The organism is Enterobacter sp. Sphag1F (genome assembly GCF_014193275.1).
Classification (GTDB): Bacteria; Pseudomonadota; Gammaproteobacteria; order Enterobacterales; family Enterobacteriaceae; genus Pantoea; species Pantoea symbiotica.
The window spans coordinates 119,437-141,024 of record NZ_JACHZD010000003.1; the positions used below are offsets into that span (position 1 = coordinate 119,437).

General features: G+C 55.1%; 19 protein-coding genes. 1 reads left to right on the forward strand and 18 read right to left on the reverse strand.

Annotation, left to right across the window (positions count from 1 at the left end):
* Nucleotides 1-8 precede the first annotated feature (8 nt).
* The 18 genes from ftsZ to ilvI form a co-directional block, all read right to left on the reverse strand.
* On the reverse strand, nucleotides 9-1,163 hold the full coding sequence (gene ftsZ, locus FHW71_RS11375; protein WP_008108602.1) for a cell division protein FtsZ: 1,155 nt from the start codon (nucleotides 1,161-1,163) through the stop codon (nucleotides 9-11).
* Nucleotides 1,164-1,234: 71 nt separating this feature from the next.
* Nucleotides 1,235-2,491, reverse strand: a complete 1,257-nt coding sequence (gene ftsA, locus FHW71_RS11380) for a cell division protein FtsA (protein ID WP_007888634.1) — start codon at nucleotides 2,489-2,491, stop codon at nucleotides 1,235-1,237.
* Nucleotides 2,488-3,327, reverse strand: coding sequence for a cell division protein FtsQ (gene ftsQ / locus FHW71_RS11385; protein ID WP_179451971.1), 840 nt, complete (start codon nucleotides 3,325-3,327; stop codon nucleotides 2,488-2,490). Before ftsQ ends, ftsA begins: the two co-directional genes overlap by 4 nt.
* Before the next feature lies 1 nt (nucleotide 3,328).
* Nucleotides 3,329-4,249 carry a D-alanine--D-alanine ligase gene (locus tag FHW71_RS11390; RefSeq protein ID WP_179451970.1) on the reverse strand — a complete coding sequence of 307 codons (921 nt, stop codon included), beginning with the start codon at nucleotides 4,247-4,249 and terminating at the stop codon, nucleotides 3,329-3,331.
* Complete coding sequence (gene murC / locus FHW71_RS11395; RefSeq protein ID WP_179451969.1) at nucleotides 4,242-5,717, reverse strand: UDP-N-acetylmuramate--L-alanine ligase; 1,476 nt, start codon at nucleotides 5,715-5,717, stop codon at nucleotides 4,242-4,244. The genes FHW71_RS11390 and murC overlap by 8 nt, the downstream gene beginning before the upstream one ends.
* A 69-nt stretch (nucleotides 5,718-5,786) precedes the next feature.
* Entirely contained in the window at nucleotides 5,787-6,845 is a 1,059-nt protein-coding gene (gene murG / locus FHW71_RS11400; RefSeq protein WP_179451968.1) for an undecaprenyldiphospho-muramoylpentapeptide beta-N-acetylglucosaminyltransferase, read from the reverse strand.
* On the reverse strand, nucleotides 6,842-8,056 hold the full coding sequence (gene ftsW / locus FHW71_RS11405; RefSeq protein WP_008108611.1) for a cell division protein FtsW: 1,215 nt from the start codon (nucleotides 8,054-8,056) through the stop codon (nucleotides 6,842-6,844). The genes murG and ftsW overlap by 4 nt, the downstream gene beginning before the upstream one ends.
* On the reverse strand, nucleotides 8,056-9,372 hold the full coding sequence (murD, locus tag FHW71_RS11410) for a UDP-N-acetylmuramoyl-L-alanine--D-glutamate ligase (protein WP_179451967.1): 1,317 nt from the start codon (nucleotides 9,370-9,372) through the stop codon (nucleotides 8,056-8,058). Before murD ends, ftsW begins: the two co-directional genes overlap by 1 nt.
* A 2-nt stretch (nucleotides 9,373-9,374) precedes the next feature.
* Entirely contained in the window at nucleotides 9,375-10,457 is a 1,083-nt protein-coding gene (gene mraY, locus FHW71_RS11415; RefSeq protein WP_008108613.1) for a phospho-N-acetylmuramoyl-pentapeptide-transferase, read from the reverse strand.
* A complete protein-coding gene (gene murF, locus FHW71_RS11420; RefSeq protein ID WP_179451966.1) occupies nucleotides 10,451-11,812 on the reverse strand; it encodes a UDP-N-acetylmuramoyl-tripeptide--D-alanyl-D-alanine ligase in 1,362 nt (453 codons plus the stop codon). Before murF ends, mraY begins: the two co-directional genes overlap by 7 nt.
* On the reverse strand, nucleotides 11,809-13,296 hold the full coding sequence (murE, locus tag FHW71_RS11425) for a UDP-N-acetylmuramoyl-L-alanyl-D-glutamate--2,6-diaminopimelate ligase (RefSeq protein ID WP_179451965.1): 1,488 nt from the start codon (nucleotides 13,294-13,296) through the stop codon (nucleotides 11,809-11,811). Before murE ends, murF begins: the two co-directional genes overlap by 4 nt.
* Complete coding sequence (locus tag FHW71_RS11430) at nucleotides 13,283-15,049, reverse strand: peptidoglycan glycosyltransferase FtsI (RefSeq protein WP_179451964.1); 1,767 nt, start codon at nucleotides 15,047-15,049, stop codon at nucleotides 13,283-13,285. Before FHW71_RS11430 ends, murE begins: the two co-directional genes overlap by 14 nt.
* Before the next feature lie 16 nt (nucleotides 15,050-15,065).
* Nucleotides 15,066-15,386 carry a cell division protein FtsL gene (ftsL, locus tag FHW71_RS11435; RefSeq protein WP_008108617.1) on the reverse strand — a complete coding sequence of 107 codons (321 nt, stop codon included), beginning with the start codon at nucleotides 15,384-15,386 and terminating at the stop codon, nucleotides 15,066-15,068.
* On the reverse strand, nucleotides 15,383-16,324 hold the full coding sequence (gene rsmH, locus FHW71_RS11440) for a 16S rRNA (cytosine(1402)-N(4))-methyltransferase RsmH (protein WP_008108618.1): 942 nt from the start codon (nucleotides 16,322-16,324) through the stop codon (nucleotides 15,383-15,385). Before rsmH ends, ftsL begins: the two co-directional genes overlap by 4 nt.
* 2 nt (nucleotides 16,325-16,326) lie before the next feature.
* Complete coding sequence (gene mraZ, locus FHW71_RS11445; RefSeq protein ID WP_007885013.1) at nucleotides 16,327-16,785, reverse strand: division/cell wall cluster transcriptional repressor MraZ; 459 nt, start codon at nucleotides 16,783-16,785, stop codon at nucleotides 16,327-16,329.
* A gap of 492 nt (nucleotides 16,786-17,277) precedes the next feature.
* On the reverse strand, nucleotides 17,278-18,288 hold the full coding sequence (gene cra / locus FHW71_RS11450; RefSeq protein ID WP_061718128.1) for a catabolite repressor/activator: 1,011 nt from the start codon (nucleotides 18,286-18,288) through the stop codon (nucleotides 17,278-17,280).
* Between the two features lie 197 nt (nucleotides 18,289-18,485).
* A complete protein-coding gene (ilvN, locus tag FHW71_RS11455; protein ID WP_007885011.1) occupies nucleotides 18,486-18,977 on the reverse strand; it encodes an acetolactate synthase small subunit in 492 nt (163 codons plus the stop codon).
* A 2-nt stretch (nucleotides 18,978-18,979) separates the two neighbouring features.
* Nucleotides 18,980-20,704 carry an acetolactate synthase 3 large subunit gene (gene ilvI / locus FHW71_RS11460; protein WP_008108621.1) on the reverse strand — a complete coding sequence of 575 codons (1,725 nt, stop codon included), beginning with the start codon at nucleotides 20,702-20,704 and terminating at the stop codon, nucleotides 18,980-18,982.
* Nucleotides 20,705-21,437: 733 nt separating this feature from the next.
* Between ilvI and leuL the strand changes: the two genes are divergently transcribed.
* On the forward strand, nucleotides 21,438-21,521 hold the full coding sequence (leuL, locus tag FHW71_RS24130) for a leu operon leader peptide (protein WP_099686952.1): 84 nt from the start codon (nucleotides 21,438-21,440) through the stop codon (nucleotides 21,519-21,521).
* The last annotated feature ends 67 nt before the right edge of the window (nucleotides 21,522-21,588 follow it).

A 21,588-nucleotide genomic window follows, 5' to 3' on the forward strand; every position in this document is an offset into this window, starting at 1 on the left:
GGATATTCTTAGTCTGCCTGCTTACGCAAGAAGGCTGGAATATCAAGGTAATCGGGTTCTTTGCTGGATGCCGCCGGTTGGTCATTTACCACTTTCGCAGCCGGTTTCTGCTCCTGCGGCAGCGGCGCCATGCCGTGCTGCTGGTAGCGATGATCCATCACTGGCTGAGTGGCCGGTTTGTTGGTCACCAGAGTGATTTCCGGGCGCTTATCCATGCCGATGCCAGTTGCAACCACAGTCACACGCAGTTCATCGTTCATCTCTGGATCCAGAGAAGTACCGATAACTACGGTTGCGTTGTCAGATGCGAAGGCGCGGATGGTGTTACCCACGGTTTCGAACTCATCAAGACGCAGGTCGAAGCCCGCAGTGATGTTGACCAGCACGCCGCGCGCTCCAGACAGATCGATGTCTTCCAACAGTGGAGAAGAGATCGCCATTTCTGCCGCTTCTTCTGCACGGTCTTCACCACATGCCACGCCTGAACCCATCATGGCGTAACCCATTTCTGACATCACGGTACGCACGTCCGCGAAGTCGACGTTCATCAGGCCAGGACGCGTAATCAGTTCAGCGATACCCTGCACTGCGCCTTTCAATACGTCGTTAGCTGCGCCGAACGCATCCAACAAAGAGATACCGCGACCCAGAACTTTCAGCAGCTTGTCATTTGGAATAGTGATCAGTGAATCGACATGCTTCGACAGTTCTGCGATACCCTGCTCAGCAAAAGCCATACGCTTTTTGCCTTCAAAGTTGAATGGCTTAGTCACCACCGCAACAGTCAGGATACCCAAATCTTTTGCCACTTCAGCCACAACTGGCGCTGCACCGGTACCGGTACCGCCGCCCATGCCTGCTGCGATGAACACCATGTCTGCACCATCCAGCGCAGCACGCAGTGCTTCGCGATCCTCTTCTGCAGAGTTACGACCCACTTCTGGGTTTGCACCTGCACCAAGACCTTTAGTGATATTGGTCCCGATCTGGATCGTCTGGCCGACCGCTGTCTTACGCAACGCTTGCGCGTCGGTGTTTACAGCGAAGAATTCCACACCTTCGATACGCTCGCGTACCATGTGCTCTACGGCGTTGCCACCGCCACCGCCGACGCCGATGACTTTAATCACCGCGTCATTGGTTAATTCCATAGGTTCAAACATGATTTCTCTCCGTTATGTGCCTGTCGCCTGGAGATCATAAACATTGCCAGCATGATCTCCTTTTTCAAAAATTAAAATTCTTTCTTCAGCCAGCTGTTGATTCGTTTAAACCAGTTGCCCACTGAAGCACGTTTTTCCGTTTCTGCATCACCGTTCATGTGTGACTCTTTGCCGTAATGCAGCAGGCCAACTGCCGTAGAGTAATACGGCTCCTGCGCATAATCTGTCAGGCCGGTGATGTTAAGCGGCTGTCCGATGCGCACTTGCGTGTGGAACACGCGCTGTGCGCAGGCTGCCAAACCTTCAATCTGCGCCGCACCACCGGTCAGCACGATACCGGCCGCCAGATGGTGTTTCACGCCTTGCTGGCGCAGCTGCTCCTGTAATTGCAGAATCTCGTCGTTGACCAGATTCAACAGTTCGGTGTAACGCGGCTCGATCACTTCAGCCAGCGTTTGACGCTGCAGGCTACGCGGTGGACGTCCACCTACGCTCGGCACTTCGACATTTTCGTCTTTGCCGACAATCGAGCCCAATGCACAACCGTGACGCACTTTAATCGCTTCTGCGTCGGTCGGCGGTGTACCAAAAGCGTAGGCGATATCGCTGGTTACCACGTTCCCGGCATAAGGAATCACTTTGGTATGACGCAATGCGCCGCCAGTATAGACAGCGATATCCATTGTACCGCCACCGATATCAACAACACAGACGCCCAGCTCACGTTCATCTTCTGTCAACACTGAGAAACTGGATGCCAGGCCGGCAAAAATCAATTGGTCAACTTTCAGGCCACAACGTTCAACGGCTTTGACAATATTTTTTGCCATATCGTTGTGGCAGGTGATCAAATGTACTTTCGCCTGCATACGCACGCCGGAAAGTCCCACTGGATTCTTGATGCCTTCCTGATAATCGATGGCATATTCCTGCGGAATGACATGCAGGATACGATGCTCATCACGTACGCGAACGGATTTCGCCGTATGCACCACGTTCTCTACATCATCCTGAGTCACTTCCTCTTCCGAAATCGGAACCATCCCGATTTCGTTCTGACAACTGATATGTTTGCCCGATAAAGCAAGGTAGACCGATGAAATCTGGCAATCCGCCATCAATTCAGCCTGATCGATGGCACGCTGTACGCATTTCACCACCGACTCCAGATCGTTTACGCCGCCTTTATCCATGCCACGAGACGGGCAACTGCCCACCCCAATAATATTGACCATACCATCGGGCAGAATTTCCCCAACCAGGGCGGACACCTTTGCGGTGCCAATTTCGAGTCCTACTACCAGTTTTCTGTCCGTTGCCTTGATCATTGTGGTTTAGCCTGTGCCTGGTTCTGTTGCTGATTACTGTCCTGTGGCTCTATCGGTGCAGCGGCCCAACCGACTGCGGCGCCTGAATCGTAGCGCAAATCAACATACGTGATGCGCTGGTTCTGACTCTGGCCCTGCTGCTGCAAATCCGGATAAAGCTCAATAAAACGGTTCAGACGCTTCATGGTATCGCTGCGACCTAATTCGATGCGCACATCGTCACTGGTCACTAATTGCCACGAGCGCCGCGCCGTCATCGACGCGACCTTCAGGGTAAACTTGTTAGCCTTTAACACATCACTCATGGTGTGATAGCCGGCTAACACCTCGTTTTCACTGCCTTCCGGGCCGTACAGCATTGGCAACGCTTCTTTGCCAACGTGACTGGCCGGGACGCTGAAGGAGACGCCATCGGCGTCCACCATGTGTGAGTCGTTCCAGCGTGCCACGGGAACGTACTCCACCAGATTTATCTTCAGCTCATCAGGCCACTGCTTGCGCACACTGACCTGCTTAATCCAGGGTAAACGCTCAATCTGCTGCTGGATGATATCCACGTTCTGCGACATGAAGGTTCCCGGCGCGCCAAGCGATAAAATGGCCTGGCGAATATCGTCATGCGTGGTGTAGTGGGTTTGCCCGGTCACCACCAGCTTCGATAACGGCAAGCGTGACGCGTCATTCATCCACTTCAGCACCACGAGACCGCCCGCCACCATAATGCCCAGCACAATCAGCAGGAACACCATGCCAAACAGTCGCGCACCGTTGCTACGCCCGGAGCGTATCCGCTCCTGAGGTTCGCGATTGCGTACTCGTATCGCCGCCTGAGACATATCAGTCAGCTAGCTCCAGAATACGCGCTACCAGCTGCGGGAAGCTGTATCCCGCTTGCTTCGCGGCCATCGGCACTAAACTGTGGCTGGTCATGCCAGGCGAAGTATTCACTTCCAGCAGTTGGAAGTTACCCTCACCGTCAGCCATCACGTCGACACGACCCCAGCCGCTGCAACCCAATGCGCGCCAGGCTGACCACACCAACGTCTGCAATTCTGCTTCCTGCTCGGCGCTTAATCCGCTCGGGCAGAAGTATTCAGTATCGTCAGAAATGTATTTAGCTTCATAGTCATAGAACTCGCTGGCGGTTTTAATTCTGATGGAAGGCAGAATTTGCTCACCCACGATGCCCACGGTGTACTCCGCGCCGCTCAGAAAAGCTTCGATCAGTACGTCATCATCATGGCGAAAGGCTTCTTCAAGCGCTGCGGGTAATGCATCCGCATGGTTCACGCGGCTGATACCCACGCTAGAACCTTCGCAGCTTGGCTTCACAAACAGCGGTAAGCCCAGCGCCTCAATAGCGACGGTGATATCGGCGTCTAAACCTTGCTCATGCTGCTGACGCGTCAGCCAGACAAATTTGCCTGAGGGTAATCCCCTGCCCTGCCACAGCAATTTGCTGCGCAGTTTGTCCATTGTGATGGCGGAAGCCATCACGCCGCTGCCGGTATAGGGCAGTTGCAGGAACTCCAGCACCGCTTGCAGCGTGCCGTCTTCACCACCACGGCCGTGCAAAGCAATAAACGCTTTAGCGAAACCCTGCTGTTTCAGATCCAGCACCGACACGTCACGCGTATCGACCGCATGCGCATCAATGCCCATTTCACGCAGTCCGGCTAGCACTGCCGCACCGGACATCAGCGAAACTTCGCGCTCTGCCGAGGTGCCGCCCATTAATACTGCAACCTTCTCAGTCATGGCGCGCCTCCGTCTTAACGGCAGGCTGCAATTCGTTTTCGGCCAGCTTGCGGGCAATCTTGCCGATGTTTCCTGCGCCCTGGACGATCACCAGATCATCGCCCGACAGCAACGGTGCCAGCGCGTCTGGCAGCGCGTCATGCTCAGAGACCAGAATCGGATCAACCTTGCCTCGGTTACGAATCGCGCGGCACAGCGAACGGCTGTCAGCGCCCGGAATCGCGGCTTCACCCGCCGGATAGACATCCAGCATCAGCAACACATCCACCTGCGACAGCACATTAGCGAAATCATCAAACAGGTCACGCGTGCGCGTATAACGATGCGGCTGGAACACCATCACCAGCTTCTTGTCAGGCCAGCCTGCACGTGCGGCTTTGATGGTGACATCCACTTCGGTGGGATGATGACCGTAATCGTCGACCAGCATCGCGCTGCCTGGATTACCGTTAACGGCGGCGGTATCGAACTCGCCCAGCACGTCAAAGCGGCGTCCGGTGCCCTGGAAGCTCTCAAGCGCGGCCAGAATCGCGTTATCTTCAATACCTTCTTCGCTGGCGACAGCTACCGCGGCAGCCGCGTTCAGAGCGTTATGACGGCCCGGCGCGTTCAGCGTCACTTTCAGCACCGGCTTATCCTGACGAATAATGGTGAAGTGCCCTTGTGCGCCACGCTGCTCATAATTCTCGATACGCACATCCGCGTCATCGCTGAAGCCATAGGTTGTCACCTGACGACCTACGCGCGGAATCAGGTCACGAATCACCGCATCATCCACGCACATCACCGCGCGTCCGTAGAACGGCAGGTTGTGCAGGAAGTTAATGAACGTCTGCTTCAGGTTCTCAAAATCACCCTGATAGGTGTCCATGTGATCCGCTTCGATGTTAGTGACAATCGCCACCATCGGTTGCAGATGCAGGAAGGACGCATCACTTTCATCTGCTTCTGCAATCAGGTAACGGCTGCTGCCCAGGCGCGCATGCGTACCTGCGGCTTTAACCAATCCACCGTTAACGAAGGTCGGATCCAGTCCGCCTTCCGCGTAAATGCTGGTCACCATCGCGGTGGTGGTGGTTTTACCGTGCGTACCGGCAACGGCAATGCCGTGACGGAAACGCATCAGTTCTGCCAACATCTCAGCGCGACGAATCACGGGAATACGCTGCTCACGTGCGGCAACCAGCTCAGGGTTATCCTGCGCCACAGCCGTAGACACCACGACAACGCTGGCATCGGTGACGTTTTCCGGACGATGGTTGAAATAAATCGTCGCGCCCAGCGCCGCCAGATGCTGTGTCACCGCGTTCGGTGCCAGATCAGAACCGCTAATGTGATAGCCTTCGTTCGCCAACACCTCGGCAATACCGCCCATGCCAGCACCACCGATGCCGACAAAGTGAATGTGCCGGACGCGACGCATCTCGGGCACAATAGAACGCAGTTTTGCCAATTGTTGTGTATTCATCTGTTTCAATTACCTGTTTTTCCCGTTTGTACCTGCTAAAGGTACGGGCCAAATCAACTGGCCGATTAATTACTTCGCGACGCGCACCACTTCATTTGCAACCCGCTCGGTTGCATCGGGAATCGCGACCTGACGGGCTTTTTCTGCCATCGCCAACAATGTGGTGCGATCCCAGTGACGCAGCGTGTCCGCTACCACAGCTGCGGTAAATTGCGGCTGCTCGAAAATTTTGGCTGCGCCCGCTTTTTCCAGCGGCAACGCATTCCAGTACTGCTGACGATCTTTGTGCTGAAACGGCACGAAAATCGCCGGTAAACCTGCGGCGGCCACTTCGCTCACCGTCAATGCGCCCGAACGGCACACCACCACATCGGCCCAGGCGTAAGCTTCGGCCATGTCATCGATAAACTCGGTGACTTTGTGCTGCGGCTGGCCCGCTGCGCGGTAAGCCTGCTGCACGGTTCCCAGTCCACCTTTACCGGTTTGATGCCAAACCGTAATCGCTTCGCCCAACTCTGCGGCCACTTGCGGCACGGTTTGGTTGAGGATGCGCGCGCCCTGGCTGCCGCCAACCACCAGCACGCGAATCGGGCCGGAACGTGCGCTCAGACGTTCTGCCGGTAACGGCAGCGCTAACACATCGGTACGCACCGGATTGCCAACCACTTCAGCATTTGGAAACGCACCGGGAAACGCCTGCATCACTTTGGTGGCGATTTTCGCCAGCCACTTGTTGGTCAGTCCGGCAATGCCGTTCTGCTCATGCAGCACCACCGGGATACCGCAGCTCCACGCCGCTAAACCACCGGGACCTGAAACATAGCCGCCCATGCCCAGCACCACATCCGGCTGCCAGCTCTTCATGATGCGACGCGCCTGGCGCCAGGCATTGAAGATGCGCACCGGTGCCAGCAACTGCGCTTTCACGCCTTTACCGCGTAAACCGCTGATGCGGATAAAATCAATTTCAATGCCGTGTTTCGGCACCAAATCCGCTTCCATTCGGTCAGCGGTTCCCAGCCAGCGAACCTGCCAGCCTTGTTCCATCAGGTGATGGGCAACGGCCAGACCGGGGAACACATGCCCGCCAGTACCGCCTGCCATGACCATCAGCCGTTTGCCACTCATCGAGCACCTCGGGTAAACGCCTGCGCTTTCGCCAGGCGCGTTTCATAATCTATGCGCAATAAAAACACGATGGCGGTCGACATGATGATCAGACTCGAACCACCGTAACTGATCAGCGGCAATGTCAGACCTTTGGTCGGCAGCATGCCCGCAGCCGCACCGACGTTAACCAGCGCCTGGAAGCTAAACCACACGCCAATTGAGCAAGCGAGGAAGCCTGAGAAGCGCTGATCGATCTCCAGAGCACGGCGACCAATCGACATCGCGCGAAAAGCGACGAAGAATACCATCAACAGCGCTAAAACCACACCGACATAACCCAACTCTTCACCGATGATGGAGAAGATAAAGTCGGTATGTGCTTCCGGCAGATATTCCAGTTTCTGCACCGAGTTGCCTAAGCCCTGTCCCCAGAACTCACCGCGCCCAAACGCCATCAAAGATTGCGTTAGCTGGTAGCCGCTACCGAACGGATCTTCCCATGGGTTCCAAAAGGAGGTTACACGGCGCATACGGTACGGTTCCGCGATGATCAGCAGCACCACGGCGAAAATGCCGGAGCCGATGATCGCCAGGAACTGCCACATTTTCGCCCCGGCGAGGAACAGCATCGCCAGCGTGGTAACAAACAGCACAACCACGGTACCGAGGTCCGGCTGCGCTAGCAGCAGCACGGCCAGCACCACCATCACGCCCATCGGCTTACAGAAGCCCCAGAAGTTGTTACGCACCTCTTCTACTTTGCGCACCAGATAGCTGGCGAGATAGCAGAACAGCGTCAACTTCGAGAGCTCAGCCGGCTGAATACGCAGCGGGCCAAGGGCAATCCAGCGCGATGCACCGTTCACCGAGCTACCGACCACCAACACGATCAGCAACATCACCACTGAAACCATCAGCATCACGTTGCTGTAGCGCTGCCAGAAATCCATCGGGATGCGTAAGGTCACCAGCGCCATGCCGAAGGCCAAAGCAATATAGAATGCATCACGCTTGGCAAAGTAGAACGGATCTTCGTTGAGACGTTGGCCAACCGGCATCGACGCCGACGTCACCATCACAAAACCGATCAGCGCCAGACCAAAGGTCAGCCACAGCAGCGTGCGGTCATACAGCACCACCGGCGCATCATCATTGTCGCGCGCGCCCATCACCCAATCGCGCAGGCGCACTGACAGATAATTGGCGATACCAGCTCCAGGAATGCGCATCAGCTCAACTCCTTCGCCAGTTGCGCGAACTGATCGCCGCGCTGTTCAAAATTCCGGAACTGGTCAAGGCTGGCGCAGGCCGGTGATAACAGCACCATATCGCCCGCTTTTACCTGTGCGGCAATTTGCGTCATCGCCTGCTGCATGGTTTCTGTGCGCGTGGCAATCTCCGGACGCAGTGCCGCTAACGCATCGCCATCGCGACCAAAACAGAACAGCTTCACGTTGTCGCCTTGCAGATAGCGCGTCAGCGGGCTGAAATCAGCCGATTTGCCGTCGCCGCCCAGCAGCAACCACAAAGTGCCTTTTACCTGTAGGCCGTTAAGCGCCGCTTCGGTGCTGCCAACGTTGGTGGCTTTGGAGTCGTTGATCCAACGCACGCCATTGGCTTCATGCACCAACTGGAAGCGGTGCGCCAGGCCGGTAAAGGTGGTTAAGGCTTTCAGGCTGGAAGCGCGCGGGATGTTCACCGCATCGGCTAATGCCAGCGCTGCCAGCGCGTTGGTGTAATTGTGTTGGCCTACCAGGGTCATCTCATCGGTGTTCAGGACTTTCTCGCCCTTCGCTCGCAGCCAGGTGCTGCCTTGCTGCTGATTAAGATGATAATCGCCAAGGTTGATGCCGAAGCTCACACAGCGCTGATCAACACCGCGCACCGGCATGGTCATGCCATCGTCAGCATTCACTACGCAGACGCTGGCGTTTTCGTAAATGCGCAGCTTGGCGGCACGATATTGCTGCATGCCCAGCGGATAGCGATCCATATGATCCTCGGTGAGATTAAGGATCGTCGCGGCGGCCGCTTTCAGGCTGTGTGTGGTTTCCAGCTGGAAGCTGGAGAGTTCGAGTACATAAAGCTGTGCTGGCGATTTCAACAGCGTTAGCGCCGGCAAACCGATGTTGCCGCCCACGCCCACCTGCCAACCTGCGGCACGCGCCATTTCACCTACCAGCGTCGTCACGGTGCTTTTGCCGTTCGAACCGGTAATCGCCACAATCGGTGCCTGCGCTTCACGGCAGAACAGCTCGATATCGCCGATGATTTCAATCCCGGCATCGGCGGCTTCGCTCAATGCAGGATGCGCCAGCGCGATGCCTGGGCTGGCGATAATCAGATCGGACGCCAGCAGCCAATCGCTATTAATACCGCCAACATAGCGCTCCACCGAGGCTGGCAGCTTGTCCAGCCCCGGCGGCGAGACACGGGTATCCATCACGCGTGGCGTTACGCCTTGCGCGAGGAAGAAATCAACACAGGAGAGGCCAGTAATGCCTAATCCAATGATGACGACTTTTCTGCCCCGATAGTCAGCCATGATTAACGTACCTTCAGCGTTGCCAGGCCAATCAGCACCAGCATCAGCGAAATAATCCAGAAGCGCACGATGACGCGCGGCTCCGGCCAGCCTTTCAATTCATAGTGATGGTGAATCGGCGCCATGCGGAAAATGCGTTGACCGCGCAGCTTGAACGATCCCACCTGCAGAATCACCGACAGCGTTTCGACCACAAACACGCCGCCCATGATTAACAGCAAGAATTCCTGACGCAGCAGCACGGCGATAGTGCCGAGCGCGCCGCCCAGCGCCAGTGAGCCGACATCGCCCATGAACACTTGCGCTGGATAGGTGTTGAACCACAAAAATCCGAGTCCGGCTCCGACAATCGCGGTGCAGACAATCACCAATTCACCCGCGTGCCGTAAATAAGGAATGTGCAGATATTCGGCAAACTTGACGTTACCGGTCGCCCACGCCACCAGCGCAAAGCCTGCTGCCACGAACACCGTTGGCATAATGGCTAAGCCATCAAGGCCGTCCGTTAAGTTAACCGCGTTGCCGGTACCGACAATCACGAAGTAGGCCAGCACCACGTAGAAAAGTCCCAGCTGCGGCATGATGTCTTTGAAGAACGGCACCACCAGCTGCGTCGCAGGCGTATCCTTACCGGCGATAAACAGCGCGAATGCAACGGCCAGCGAAATCACCGACATCCAGAAGTATTTCCAGCGCGCGATCAGCCCTTTAGTGTCTTTGCGCACCACTTTGCGATAGTCATCCACAAAGCCGATGATGCCAAAACCAACCAGTACCACCAGTACGCACCAGACGTATGGATTGGACGGATAGGCCCACATCAGCACCGAGATGGTGATAGAGGTGAGGATCATCACGCCGCCCATGGTTGGCGTGCCACGCTTGCTGAAGTGTGATTCTGGACCGTCGTTACGTACCACCTGGCCGATCTGCAGTTTCTGCAGCCAGGCAATCAGGCGCGGACCCATCCACAGAGAAATGAACAAGGCGGTCAGCAGGCTGACAATGGCGCGAAACGTCAGATACGAGAAGACGTTAAAGCCGGAATAAAATGCGACCAGATGTTCGGCCAGCCAGACTAGCATGTTCCTTTCTCCTGTAAGCTCTGTACTACCTGCTCCATGGCGGCACTACGTGAACCTTTAACCAAAATAGTGATGTCCTGATGTTCGGACAGCAATGTGCGTAAACGTTCAGTCAGCGCGGTTTTAGTGGCGAAATGCTCGCATTTGCCGCTGTTTTCGCCAATCAACTGGCTCAGAGTTCCGGTGCTCAGCACGCAATCAATGCCTGCTGCTTTGGCCGCATCGCCCACCTGGCGATGACACAGTTCTGCTTCATCGCCCAGCTCAGCCATATCGCCCACCACCATCACGCGGTAACCCGGCATATCGCCCAGCACCTGCGCGGCAGCCGTCATAGAACCAACGTTGGCGTTGTAGCTGTCATCCAGCAGCAGTTGATTGGCCGCCAGACGAATCGGGAATAGTCGACCAGGAACAGGTTGCAAGGTTTTAAGACCTGTTTGAATCGCCGTTAGCGGCGCATCCACCGACAACGCCAGCGCTGCAGCGGCTAACGCATTTGCGATGTTATGACGGCCTGGCAGCGGCAACTCCACGGCGATATCACCGCGTGGCGTATGCAGCGTGAACAGCGTGGCATCGGCACGCAGCACGATTTCACTGGCGCGGAACTCTGCATCAGCCATCGGCTGCGGCGAGAAACGCCACAGGGTTTTATCCACAAACTGTGATTGCCAGTTGACCAGATCGTTGCTGTCGGCGTTGACGATCGCGGTGCCGTGTACCGGCAAGCCGCCAAAAATCTCGCCTTTGGCTTTCGCCACACCGGCCAGCGAACCAAAGCCTTCCAGATGGGCGGCGGCCAGGTTATTAACCAGAGCGGTCTCTGGACGCACCAAATCGGTGGTGTATGCAATCTCACCTTGATGGTTGGCACCCAGTTCGATCACCGCATAAGCATGTTCTTTGGTGAGACGCAGCAGCGTCATTGGTACGCCGAAGTCGTTGTTCAGGTTGCCTGCGGTGTAGAGCGTTTCGCCGCACTGACGCAGAATCGCGGCGGTCATCTCTTTCACCGAGGTTTTGCCGGATGAACCGGTCAAGGCGACCACGCGCGCTTTCGCCTGTTGGCGTACCCACGCAGCGAGTTGCCCGAAAGCAATGCGCGTATCAGCAACAACTACCTGCGGTACAGAAACCTTCAGCAGCTTACTTACCAGCAGCGCCTGCGCGCCGTTAGCAATGGCATCGTTAGCGAAATCGTGAGCATCAAAACGTTCACCCACCAGCGCCACAAAAAGGCTGCCGGCGGTGACTTTACGTGTATCGGTGGTGACATCGGTAATTGTTAAGTCCGCACCATGCAATTGACCGCCGCTGATTTCAGCCAGCGTGTTGAGAGAAACGGGAATCATGCCATCACCCCCAACAAACGGGCGACGGTGTCGCGATCGGAGTAATCCAGACGACGGTTGCCAATGATTTGATAATCTTCGTGACCTTTTCCGGCCACCAACACGATGTCATCCGCGCCGGCTTGCATCACGGCGTTGGTGACCGCCTGCGCACGACCGGAAACCACGCGCGCACGGCCCGGATCGAGCAAGCCGGTGAGAATGTCATTCACAATCGCCATCGGCTCTTCGCTGCGCGGATTATCGTCGGTGATCACCACGATGTCGGAGAATTGCTCAGCAATCGCGCCCATCAGTGGACGTTTGCCCTTGTCACGATCGCCACCGCAGCCAAACACGCACCACAACTGACCTTTGCAGTGCAGACGCGCCGCTTCCAGCGCTTTTTCCAGCGCATCTGGCGTGTGAGCGTAATCGACAACCACGGTAGGTTTTTCTGGCGCTGTAAACACTTCCATGCGACCACACACCGGCTGCAGCTGCGGCGCCGTGGCGACCAGCGCATCAAGCGGATACTCCAGCGCCAGCAGCGTAGCCAACGCCAGCAACAAGTTGCTCACGTTGAAAGCCCCCATCAGGCGGCTATCAAACTCGCCGTTGCCCCAGCTGGAGCTGAACTGGATGTGCGCACCGCCATCGTGATAATCCACCGCCGTGGCTTTGAGCCAGCGGCCATGACAGCCCGATTGCAGATTGTCTTCCATGGTGACCGCCACCGCATCCGGCAATTTCGCCAGCCAGCGACGGCCCACTTCATCATCAGCATTGATGATGGCTTCAGCGACTTGATGCTCAGAGAACAGCAACCATTTAGCCGATTCATAGCTCTGCATATCACCGTGATAATCGAGGTGATCGCGGCTCAGATTAGTAAACACTGCGGCCGCAAACGGCAAGGCTGCAACGCGATGCTGCACCAAACCGTGTGAGGAGACTTCCATCGCCGTCAGGGTTGCGCCCTGCCCGACTAAATCATTCAGAACATGCTGCACATCCACCGCAGAACCGGTGGTGTTTTCGGTGGCCACCAGTTGACCGTAAAGGCCGTTGCCAACGGTGCCCATCACTGCGCCGGTTTCACCCAGCAAATTGGCCCACTGCGCCATCAGTTGCGTGGTGGTGGTTTTACCGTTGGTGCCGGTAACACCAATCAATTTCAGTTTGCTTGCAGGCTGCTGATAAAAGCGTCCGGCCAGTGCAGAGAGACGCTGCTGCAACTGCGCCAGGTAGATAACCGGGACGCCATGCATCTCACGGATATCTCCATCGCTGGCTTCACCTTCGGCTTCGCCAATCACTGCCGCTACACCTTGTGCAATAGCCTGCGGAATAAAACGACGTCCATCAGCATGATGGCCCGCCACGGCGATAAACAGATCGCCAGAAGCCGCAGCACGGCTATCTAGTGTCATGTCACGGAGTGGACGCGCCGGCGCACCCGGCACCCACGGGGCCAGTAAGTCGCGCAGGTTACGATCTGTCACTTGATTCCTCACTTCTATTCTTCACCAACTCGTTCTTATCAACTGTCGGCAGCGCATCAGGTTCGATATTCATGGTACGCAACACGCCGCCCATGATGGCGCCAAACACCGGTGCAGAAACCGCACCACCATAATATTTACCGGCCTGGGGATCGTTGATCACCACCACCAGCGCAAAACGAGGACGGCTGGCAGGCGCAACGCCTGCGGTATAAGCAATGTATTTGTTGACGTAACGTCCATCCGGTCCAACCTTCTTGGCGGTACCGGTTTTGATGGCAATGCGATAGCCCTTAATGGCGGCTTTAACCCCACCGCCGCCAGGCAACGCAACGCTTTCCATCATGTGCATCACCGTTTTCACCAGGTCTTCCTGGAAAACGCGCTCACCCGCTACCGGCGGGTCAACTTTGGTGATCGACAGCGGGCGATTGATGCCGTAACTGCCAATGGTTGCGTAGACTCGCGCTAACTGTAACGGCGTTACCATTAGCCCGTAGCCGAAAGAGAAGGTGGCCCTCTCTATGTCAGACCACCGTTGTTTTTGAGGGTATAAGCCACTACTTTCCCCGACCAGCCCCAAATTGGTCGGTTTACCCAGCCCAAAGCGCGCGTAAGTATCTACGAGTGCTGAGGAGGGCATCGCTAACGCCAAACGTGAAACCCCGACGTTACTCGACTTCTGTAAAACCCCGGTAAGGGTCAATTCGTTGTAGTGCGCCACGTCTTTGATCTCATGACCATTGACGCGGTACGGCACAGTGTTCAGTACGCTGTTCTCTTTCACCACACCGCGCTGTAAAGCCGTCATCACCACCATCGGTTTCACGGTGGAACCTGGCTCGAAGATGTCGGTAATAGCGCGGTTACGCATCACGTCTTTCGGCGTATTGCTGAGATTATTCGGGTTGTAAGCGGGGCTGTTCGCCATCGCCAGCACTTCGCCGGTGTTCACATCCACCAGCACGGCGGTGCCTGATTCGGCTTTGTTGAACGCTACGGCGTTGTTCAGTTCGCGATACACCAGCGCCTGCAGACGTTCATCAATGCTCAACGTGAGGTTGTGCGCGGCGCGGCTGTCTACCGAGGAGATATCTTCAATGACGCGGCCGTTGCGGTCTTTACGCACCGTACGTTCGCCCGGTGCGCCAGTCAGCCATTTGTCGAAGCTCTTTTCTATGCCTTCGATGCCCTGACCATCAATGTTGGTGAAACCAATCAGGTGTGCGGTAACCTGGCCCGCCGGATAGTAGCGGCGCGACTCTTCACGCAGATAGATGCCCGGCAGCTTAAGCTTTTTCACGTACTCGCCAATCGCCGGATTTACCTGGCGTGCCAGATAGACAAAGCGCCCTTTCGGGTTGGCGTTGATGCGTGCAGCGAGTTGATCAAGAGGAATCGATAACGCATCAGACAGCGCTTTCCAGCGGCTATCCAGCGAGACGCCACCGTGTTCAGTCAGCTCTTTCGGATCGGCCCAGATCGCATTTACCGGCACGCTCACCGCCAGTGGACGACCGGCACGATCGCTGATCATGCCGCGCGCGGTTGGCACCGATTGCACGCGCAGCGAACGCAAATCGCCCTCTTTCACCAGCTTGTCAGGGTTGATCACCTGCAGCCATGCTACGCGCGACAGCAGTCCGCCCAGCGCCAGTAAAATGCACCCGCACAGTAACGCAAAGCGCCAGCTTACAAAGCTGGCCTTATCTTCTTGTTTTTTTAACTTCAGCGTTTTGCCTGCGCCACTCATTGAGTTCTGCGATTCCTTATTTCTGCACCACAATATTTTCCTGCGAAGGATCAACATGCTGCATTTGCAGTTTATCGGTTGCTATCCGCTCTACGCGGCTGTGATCGCCCAGTGCGTTCTCTTCAAGAATCAGGTTGCGCCATTCGATATCGAGCGCATCACGCTCCAGCACCAGCTGTTCACGCTGCGCCGTTAACAGGCGCGTCTTGTGCGTGGTGGTCACGACGATCACCGAAGACACCAGCACTGCTATGAGCAGCAACAGCGGGATCTTGCCAAATCGCAGCAGGTCTCCACCGATAACACCGGGTAAGCTGTGGCGCTCGTTGCCAATCATGACGCCGTTCGCTCCGCGATACGTAATACCGAACTGCGCGCACGTGGGTTTTCGTTCACTTCAGCTTCACCAGGAATCAGCTTGCCCAGCGTTTTCAGTTCACGTCCGCCTAAAGCTTTGAGCTGCGACTCGGTCATCGGAATGCCTGCTGGCACCTGCGGACCGCGGCTCTGATCGCGCATAAAGCGCTTCACTAAGCGATCTTCCAGTGAGTGGAAGCTGATGATCGACAACCTGCCGCCTGGCGCGAGAACCGATAATGCCCCTTTCAGCGCGGTATCGATCTCTTCCAGCTCACTGTTGATCCAGATACGAATCGCCTGAAAAGTACGCGTTGCCGGATGCTTAAATTTGTCTTTGACGGGCATCGCGGCGGCAATCACCGTTGCCAGCTCTTTAGTGCGCGTCATCGGCTGTTCACGGTTGCGCTCAACGATGGCACGCGCAATACGTTTACCGAAACGCTCCTCACCGTAGGTTTTGATCACGAAAGCGATATCTGCCTCTTCCGCGCTCATCAGCCATTCAGCGGCTGATTGCCCGCGCGTTGGGTCCATACGCATATCCAGCGGCCCATCACGCATGAAGGAAAAACCGCGCTCGGCATCATCCAATTGCGGTGAAGAGACGCCCAGATCGAGTAGAACGCCATCGATCTTGCCAGTCAGCCCGCGCTCTTCGACGTATTCCGCTAATGCCGAAAACGGTCCGTGCACGATCGAAAAACGCGGATCGTTTATCTCAGCGGCTGCGGCTATCGCTTGCGGATCGCGATCAATCGCTATCAGTTGCCCTTTCTCGCCAAGCTGAGAAAGGATTAAGCGCGAGTGACCGCCGCGACCAAAAGTGCCATCGATATAAATGCCGTCTTCCCTGATATTGAGGCCGTTTACCGCCTCATCCAGCAGCACTGTGGTGTGTTTGAAATTTTCCTGCATAGCTATAGCGACAAGTCCTGCAACCGCTCAGATAAAGGCTCCTGAGCCGACTGTTCTGTGTCAATATCATCCTTAACTTGTTGATACCAGGTCTGTTCATCCCACAGCTCAAACTTGTTGAACTGTCCAACCAGCATCACTTCTTTGGTCAGGCCGGCGTGTTGGCGTAACGTGTTCGCCAACAACAAACGACCCGCATTATCCATCTGGCATTCACTGGCATGTCCTAACAGCAGTCGCTGTACGCGACGCTCGGCTGGATTCATGCTGGATAAGCGAGACAGCTTTTTCTCAATTATTTCCCATTCGGGCAGGGTATAAAGCAGCAGGCATGGCTGGTGGAGGTCAATGGTGCATACCATTTGCCCCTGAGACTCTGCGACAAGCAATTCACGATAGCGCGTTGGTACTGCTAATCGTCCTTTGCTGTCGAGATTGACTAACGTTGCTCCACGGAACATGCCAGCCTTACCCCTCAATCACCCGTTTTCACCACTTTATCCCACTTTTTACCACGAAACGAGTTTACGGAGCCGATGAAATCCTTGTCAAGCCGCAACGGCAAGTGAATATCACTATTTACATCGGGTGAAATTAATCAGTGAGGGAATTAATCGACATGGATTCGCAAAATAAAAAATTAACCTGATGAATAATTGAATAAAAATTTTCGCACATTGTAAAATGGCGAAAAATAAAGCGCTTTTACGCGGAATTATATTTGCCCTGCAATCTGCGACGACGGCGGCATTTTAGGGGATTTCTGAAAGGAAGCCCAGCATCATCGCGCCAGCTCTGCTACGCCTCGCTGCTGGAGATGTAAACAATTAAGAAAAGTCAGCAAGGTTAAATTGTTAGCTGGATTGGCGATTATTTACGCTTATTTACGCCGGAAGGTTCGCAGGAAATATCTGCAGGTTAAATTAACGCTGGGCAGCGAACTGCCCAACATTTCATTTAGCGCGGCGGCTTAATTGTCCGCGGCGGAATAAATTACGACGAATGCGGGTTAAACCCGGTTTCGGTTTACGCGGTTCATCCAGCGAGGCCAAAACCAGTTCCAGCACGCGCTCAGCCACGTCGCGATGACGCTGCCCCACCGCCAGTACCGGACATTCGAGGAAATCCAGCAATTCGTGGTCGCCAAAGGTGGCAATTGCCAGATCGGTTGGCAGGCGGCCATCACGCTTCAACGTAACGTCCATTACGCCCTGCAGCAGCCCAAACGACGTGGTGAACAGCGCTTCTGGCATCGGATGATCTTCGAGGTACTTCTCAAACAGCGTGGCAGCGGCGGCACGATCGAAGCTGTTGCAATAGATGTAATCAATGGGCCGTTCGTCGTCTTTCCACGCATCGCGGAAGCCGAGTTCACGCAGGAAACTCACCGACAATTCCGGCAGCGCCCCAAGGAACAGCACGTTTTTCACCGGTAGCTGACGCAATTCAGCCGCCAGCGCCTGCGCATCATCCTGATCGGCACCGACTACGCTGGTAAAGTGTTCACGATCCAGCGCGCGGTCCAGCGCGATAATCGGTAAAGGATCGTTGATCCAACGCTGATAGAACGGATGCTCTGGCGGCAGAGAAGTTGAAACGATGATGGCATCAACCTGACGCTGTAACAGATGCTCGATGCAGCGCATTTCGTTGTCCGGCTGATCTTCCGAGCAGGCAATCAAAAGCTGATAACCGCGCTGACGCGCCTGACGTTCCAGATAGTTGGCAATGCGCGTGTAACTGGTGTTTTCCAAATCAGGGATCACCAGACCAATTGAACGCGTGCGTCCGGCACGCAGCCCAGCCGCGACGGCATTCGGGTGATAGTTGTGTTCACGCACCACCGCCATCACTTTCTCGACGGTTTTTTCGCTGACACGATACTGCCGCGCTTTGCCATTGATTACATAGCTGGCCGTGGTGCGCGACACGCCTGCCAGGCGCGCAATTTCATCCAGTTTCACGGTGACACCTTAATTCTGATAAGCCAGCGCTGGCGAAAATATCCGCAGAGTAGCTATGGGTAAAACATTTGTAACATCTAACCGCAGAACACTACGCCGAGCAACCGCTTTTCTCTCGCATCCTGGATAAGCGCATAAAATAAAAAAACCCAGCATTTCGCCGGGTTAGAATCAGATGAAATCGTTACTTAAGGTGATTAACGCATTACGCGATCGCCGCGCGATACACCCACGATTCCTGAACGAGCCACTTCAACAATTTCTGCTACGTCGCGAACGGTGTTAAGAAACGCGTCGAGTTTATCGCTGGTGCCTGCCAGCTGAACCGTGTAAAGCGTTGGCGTGACATCGATAATCTGACCACGGAAAATTTCCGCGCTGCGCTTCACTTCTTCACGGCCGTAACCGCTGGCCTGGATTTTCACCAGCATGATTTCACGCTCAACGTAAGCGCCCTGCCCCAGCTCGCTGACACGTAACACGTCCACCAGCTTGTGCAGCTGCTTCTCGATCTGCTCCAGCACTTTCGCGTCACCAACCGTTTGAATCGTCATGCGTGACAAGGTCGGATCATCGGTTGGCGCGACAGTAAGGCTTTCGATGTTGTAACCACGTTGAGAGAACAGTCCCACTACTCGGGACAATGCGCCGGATTCGTTTTCCAGCAGAACAGATAAAATACGACGCATAATTAAGTCCTCTCCGTTTTGCTCAACCACATCTCATCCATCGAACCACCACGAATTTGCATCGGGTAAACGTGCTCGCTGCCGTCAATATTTACATCCACAAATACCAAACGGCCTTTCGCCAGCGTATCCAATGCCAGCTGCAGCTTCTCTTCAAGCTCCGCAGGATGCGCAATGGAGATACCCACATGACCATAAGCTTCCGCCAGACGCACGAAGTCAGGCAGCGATTGCATGTAAGACTGCGAGTGACGGCCGGAATAAATCATGTCCTGCCACTGCTTAACCATGCCGAGGAAGCCGTTGTTGAGGTTCAATACCAGCACCGGTAAATCGTACTGCAGCGCGGTCGACAGCTCCTGAATGTTCATCTGAATACTGCCATCGCCGGTCACGCAGATAACCGTTTCATCCGGCAGCGCCATCTTCACGCCCAGCGCAGCAGGCAAGCCGAAGCCCATGGTGCCCAAGCCACCGGAGTTGATCCAACGACGCGGCTTGTCGAACTGGTAATAAAGTGCGGCAAACATCTGATGCTGACCGACGTCAGAGGTGACGTAAGCTTCGCCTTTGGTCAAACGACAGATGGTTTCGATGACAGCCTGCGGCTTGATTTTGTCACTGGTGCGATCGAATTCCAGACACTTGCGGCCACGCCAGCCTTCAATGGTCTGCCACCAGTCGCGCAGGCTATCAAGCTCCTGCTTCGCATCGCTTTGCGCCAGCAGCTCTAACATCTGCGCCAACGTCTGCTTCGCATCGCCGACAATCGGAATGTCCGCGCTAACGGTTTTGGAGATCGACGTTGGATCGACATCGATATGCATGATGGTAGCGTTCGGGCAGTACTTCGCCAGATTGTTGGTGGTGCGGTCGTCAAAACGCACGCCAATACCGAAAATCAGATCGGCGTTGTGCATGGTCATGTTGGCTTCGTAAGTGCCGTGCATACCCAGCATGCCGATGCACTGACGATGCGTGCCAGGGAACACGCCCAAGCCCATCAGCGAGGTTGTCACCGGAATATTCAGTTGCTCAGCCAGCTGCAGCAATTCTGCTTCGCAGCCCGACATAATCGCCCCGCCGCCGGCGTAAATCACCGGCTTGTGTGCTGCCAGTAACGTTTGCAGCGCGCGCTTGATCTGTCCTTTATGGCCCTGAATGGTCGGATTGTAAGAGCGCATGCTCACCGTTTCCGGCCAGACGTATGGCAATTTGTTAGCTGGGTTAAGAATGTCTTTTGGCAGATCGATAACCACCGGCCCCGGACGACCGCTGGCTGCCAGCCAGAAGGCCTTTTTCAGCACGGTTGGGATCTCTTCGGCGTTTTTCACCAGGAAGCTGTGCTTCACCACCGGACGGGAGATGCCGACCATGTCGCACTCCTGGAACGCATCGTAACCAATCAGTGACGAAGGCACCTGACCCGACAGAATCACCATCGGGATCGAATCCATATAGGCGGTTGCAATACCGGTAATCGCGTTGGTGGCGCCCGGACCGGAAGTCACTAGCACCACGCCCACTTCACCGGTCGCACGCGCAAGGCCATCGGCCATGTGTACCGCGCCTTGTTCATGACGGACCAATACGTGGTCAATACCACCGACCGTTTGCAGCGCATCGTAAATATCGAGCACCGCTCCGCCCGGATAACCGAATACCTGCTTAACGCCCTGATCGATTAACGAACGGACGACCATTTCGGCTCCTGACAACATCTCCATTTTCTGCCTCCAGGCTTGAGGGACTGAATCCACTGACGTTCGCGTTTCCCGCACGCCACTGATATCCGGCCCCCGATCGCCAATTAAGATCAAAACCTTATGTTTATGCTCAGAAGGCGGCGTTCTGTCCGCCTTCCAGGTACAGGGAATCTACTTGAGTTAATTCTTTTAAGAGTAGGTCGATTACCATAACCGCAGACAACCCGACCTGCAAACGCCAGGACGCCACGTCGCGCCCAATCCGGCAATAAAGGCACTGATGCGTGATTATTGCCTGCGAGGATTAAACTAATGCTTTGTCATAACCACAGAGGAAAATGCTGGTTTAGAGATTATTTGCAGCGTGTTCTAAGAAATATGATTTTCATATTGCCTGACCACTCAGTCCACAATCTTTTGTGATAATTACTTTCTGGCGTGATTAGCTATAAAACGGCCTGTTCACATCATATTGTTCTTAACAACAAGCCTAATCTTGTTTTACCAGCAATGTGCATTGTTGACATAAGGCAATAATTATCAATCAGTTAAAATAAATTCTATTTTCTAAACGATTTTTTAAATGGAGGGATTCACCTATCCTGTTACTAATTAATGCCATTGCTCTGCGCAGCTGAAAAATCACAGCACATCTCCCTTCTTACCTCACAGAAATACCCTTGCACTTAAGGTTGACTTCACACGTCAATTCCAGTACCAATATGTGCATCCAAAAATTTACGAGGTTTGAATCATGTTTCATTCTTTCCGCCTACTCGGTCTACTACTAAACGCATCCAGTTTGCGCGGTAGACTCGTGGGCGGAATCAATAACTGATTCGAACCTGCTGAAGTTTAAGAAACCCGCGCCAATGCGCGGGTTTTTTTATGCTCGTAGCACCGGC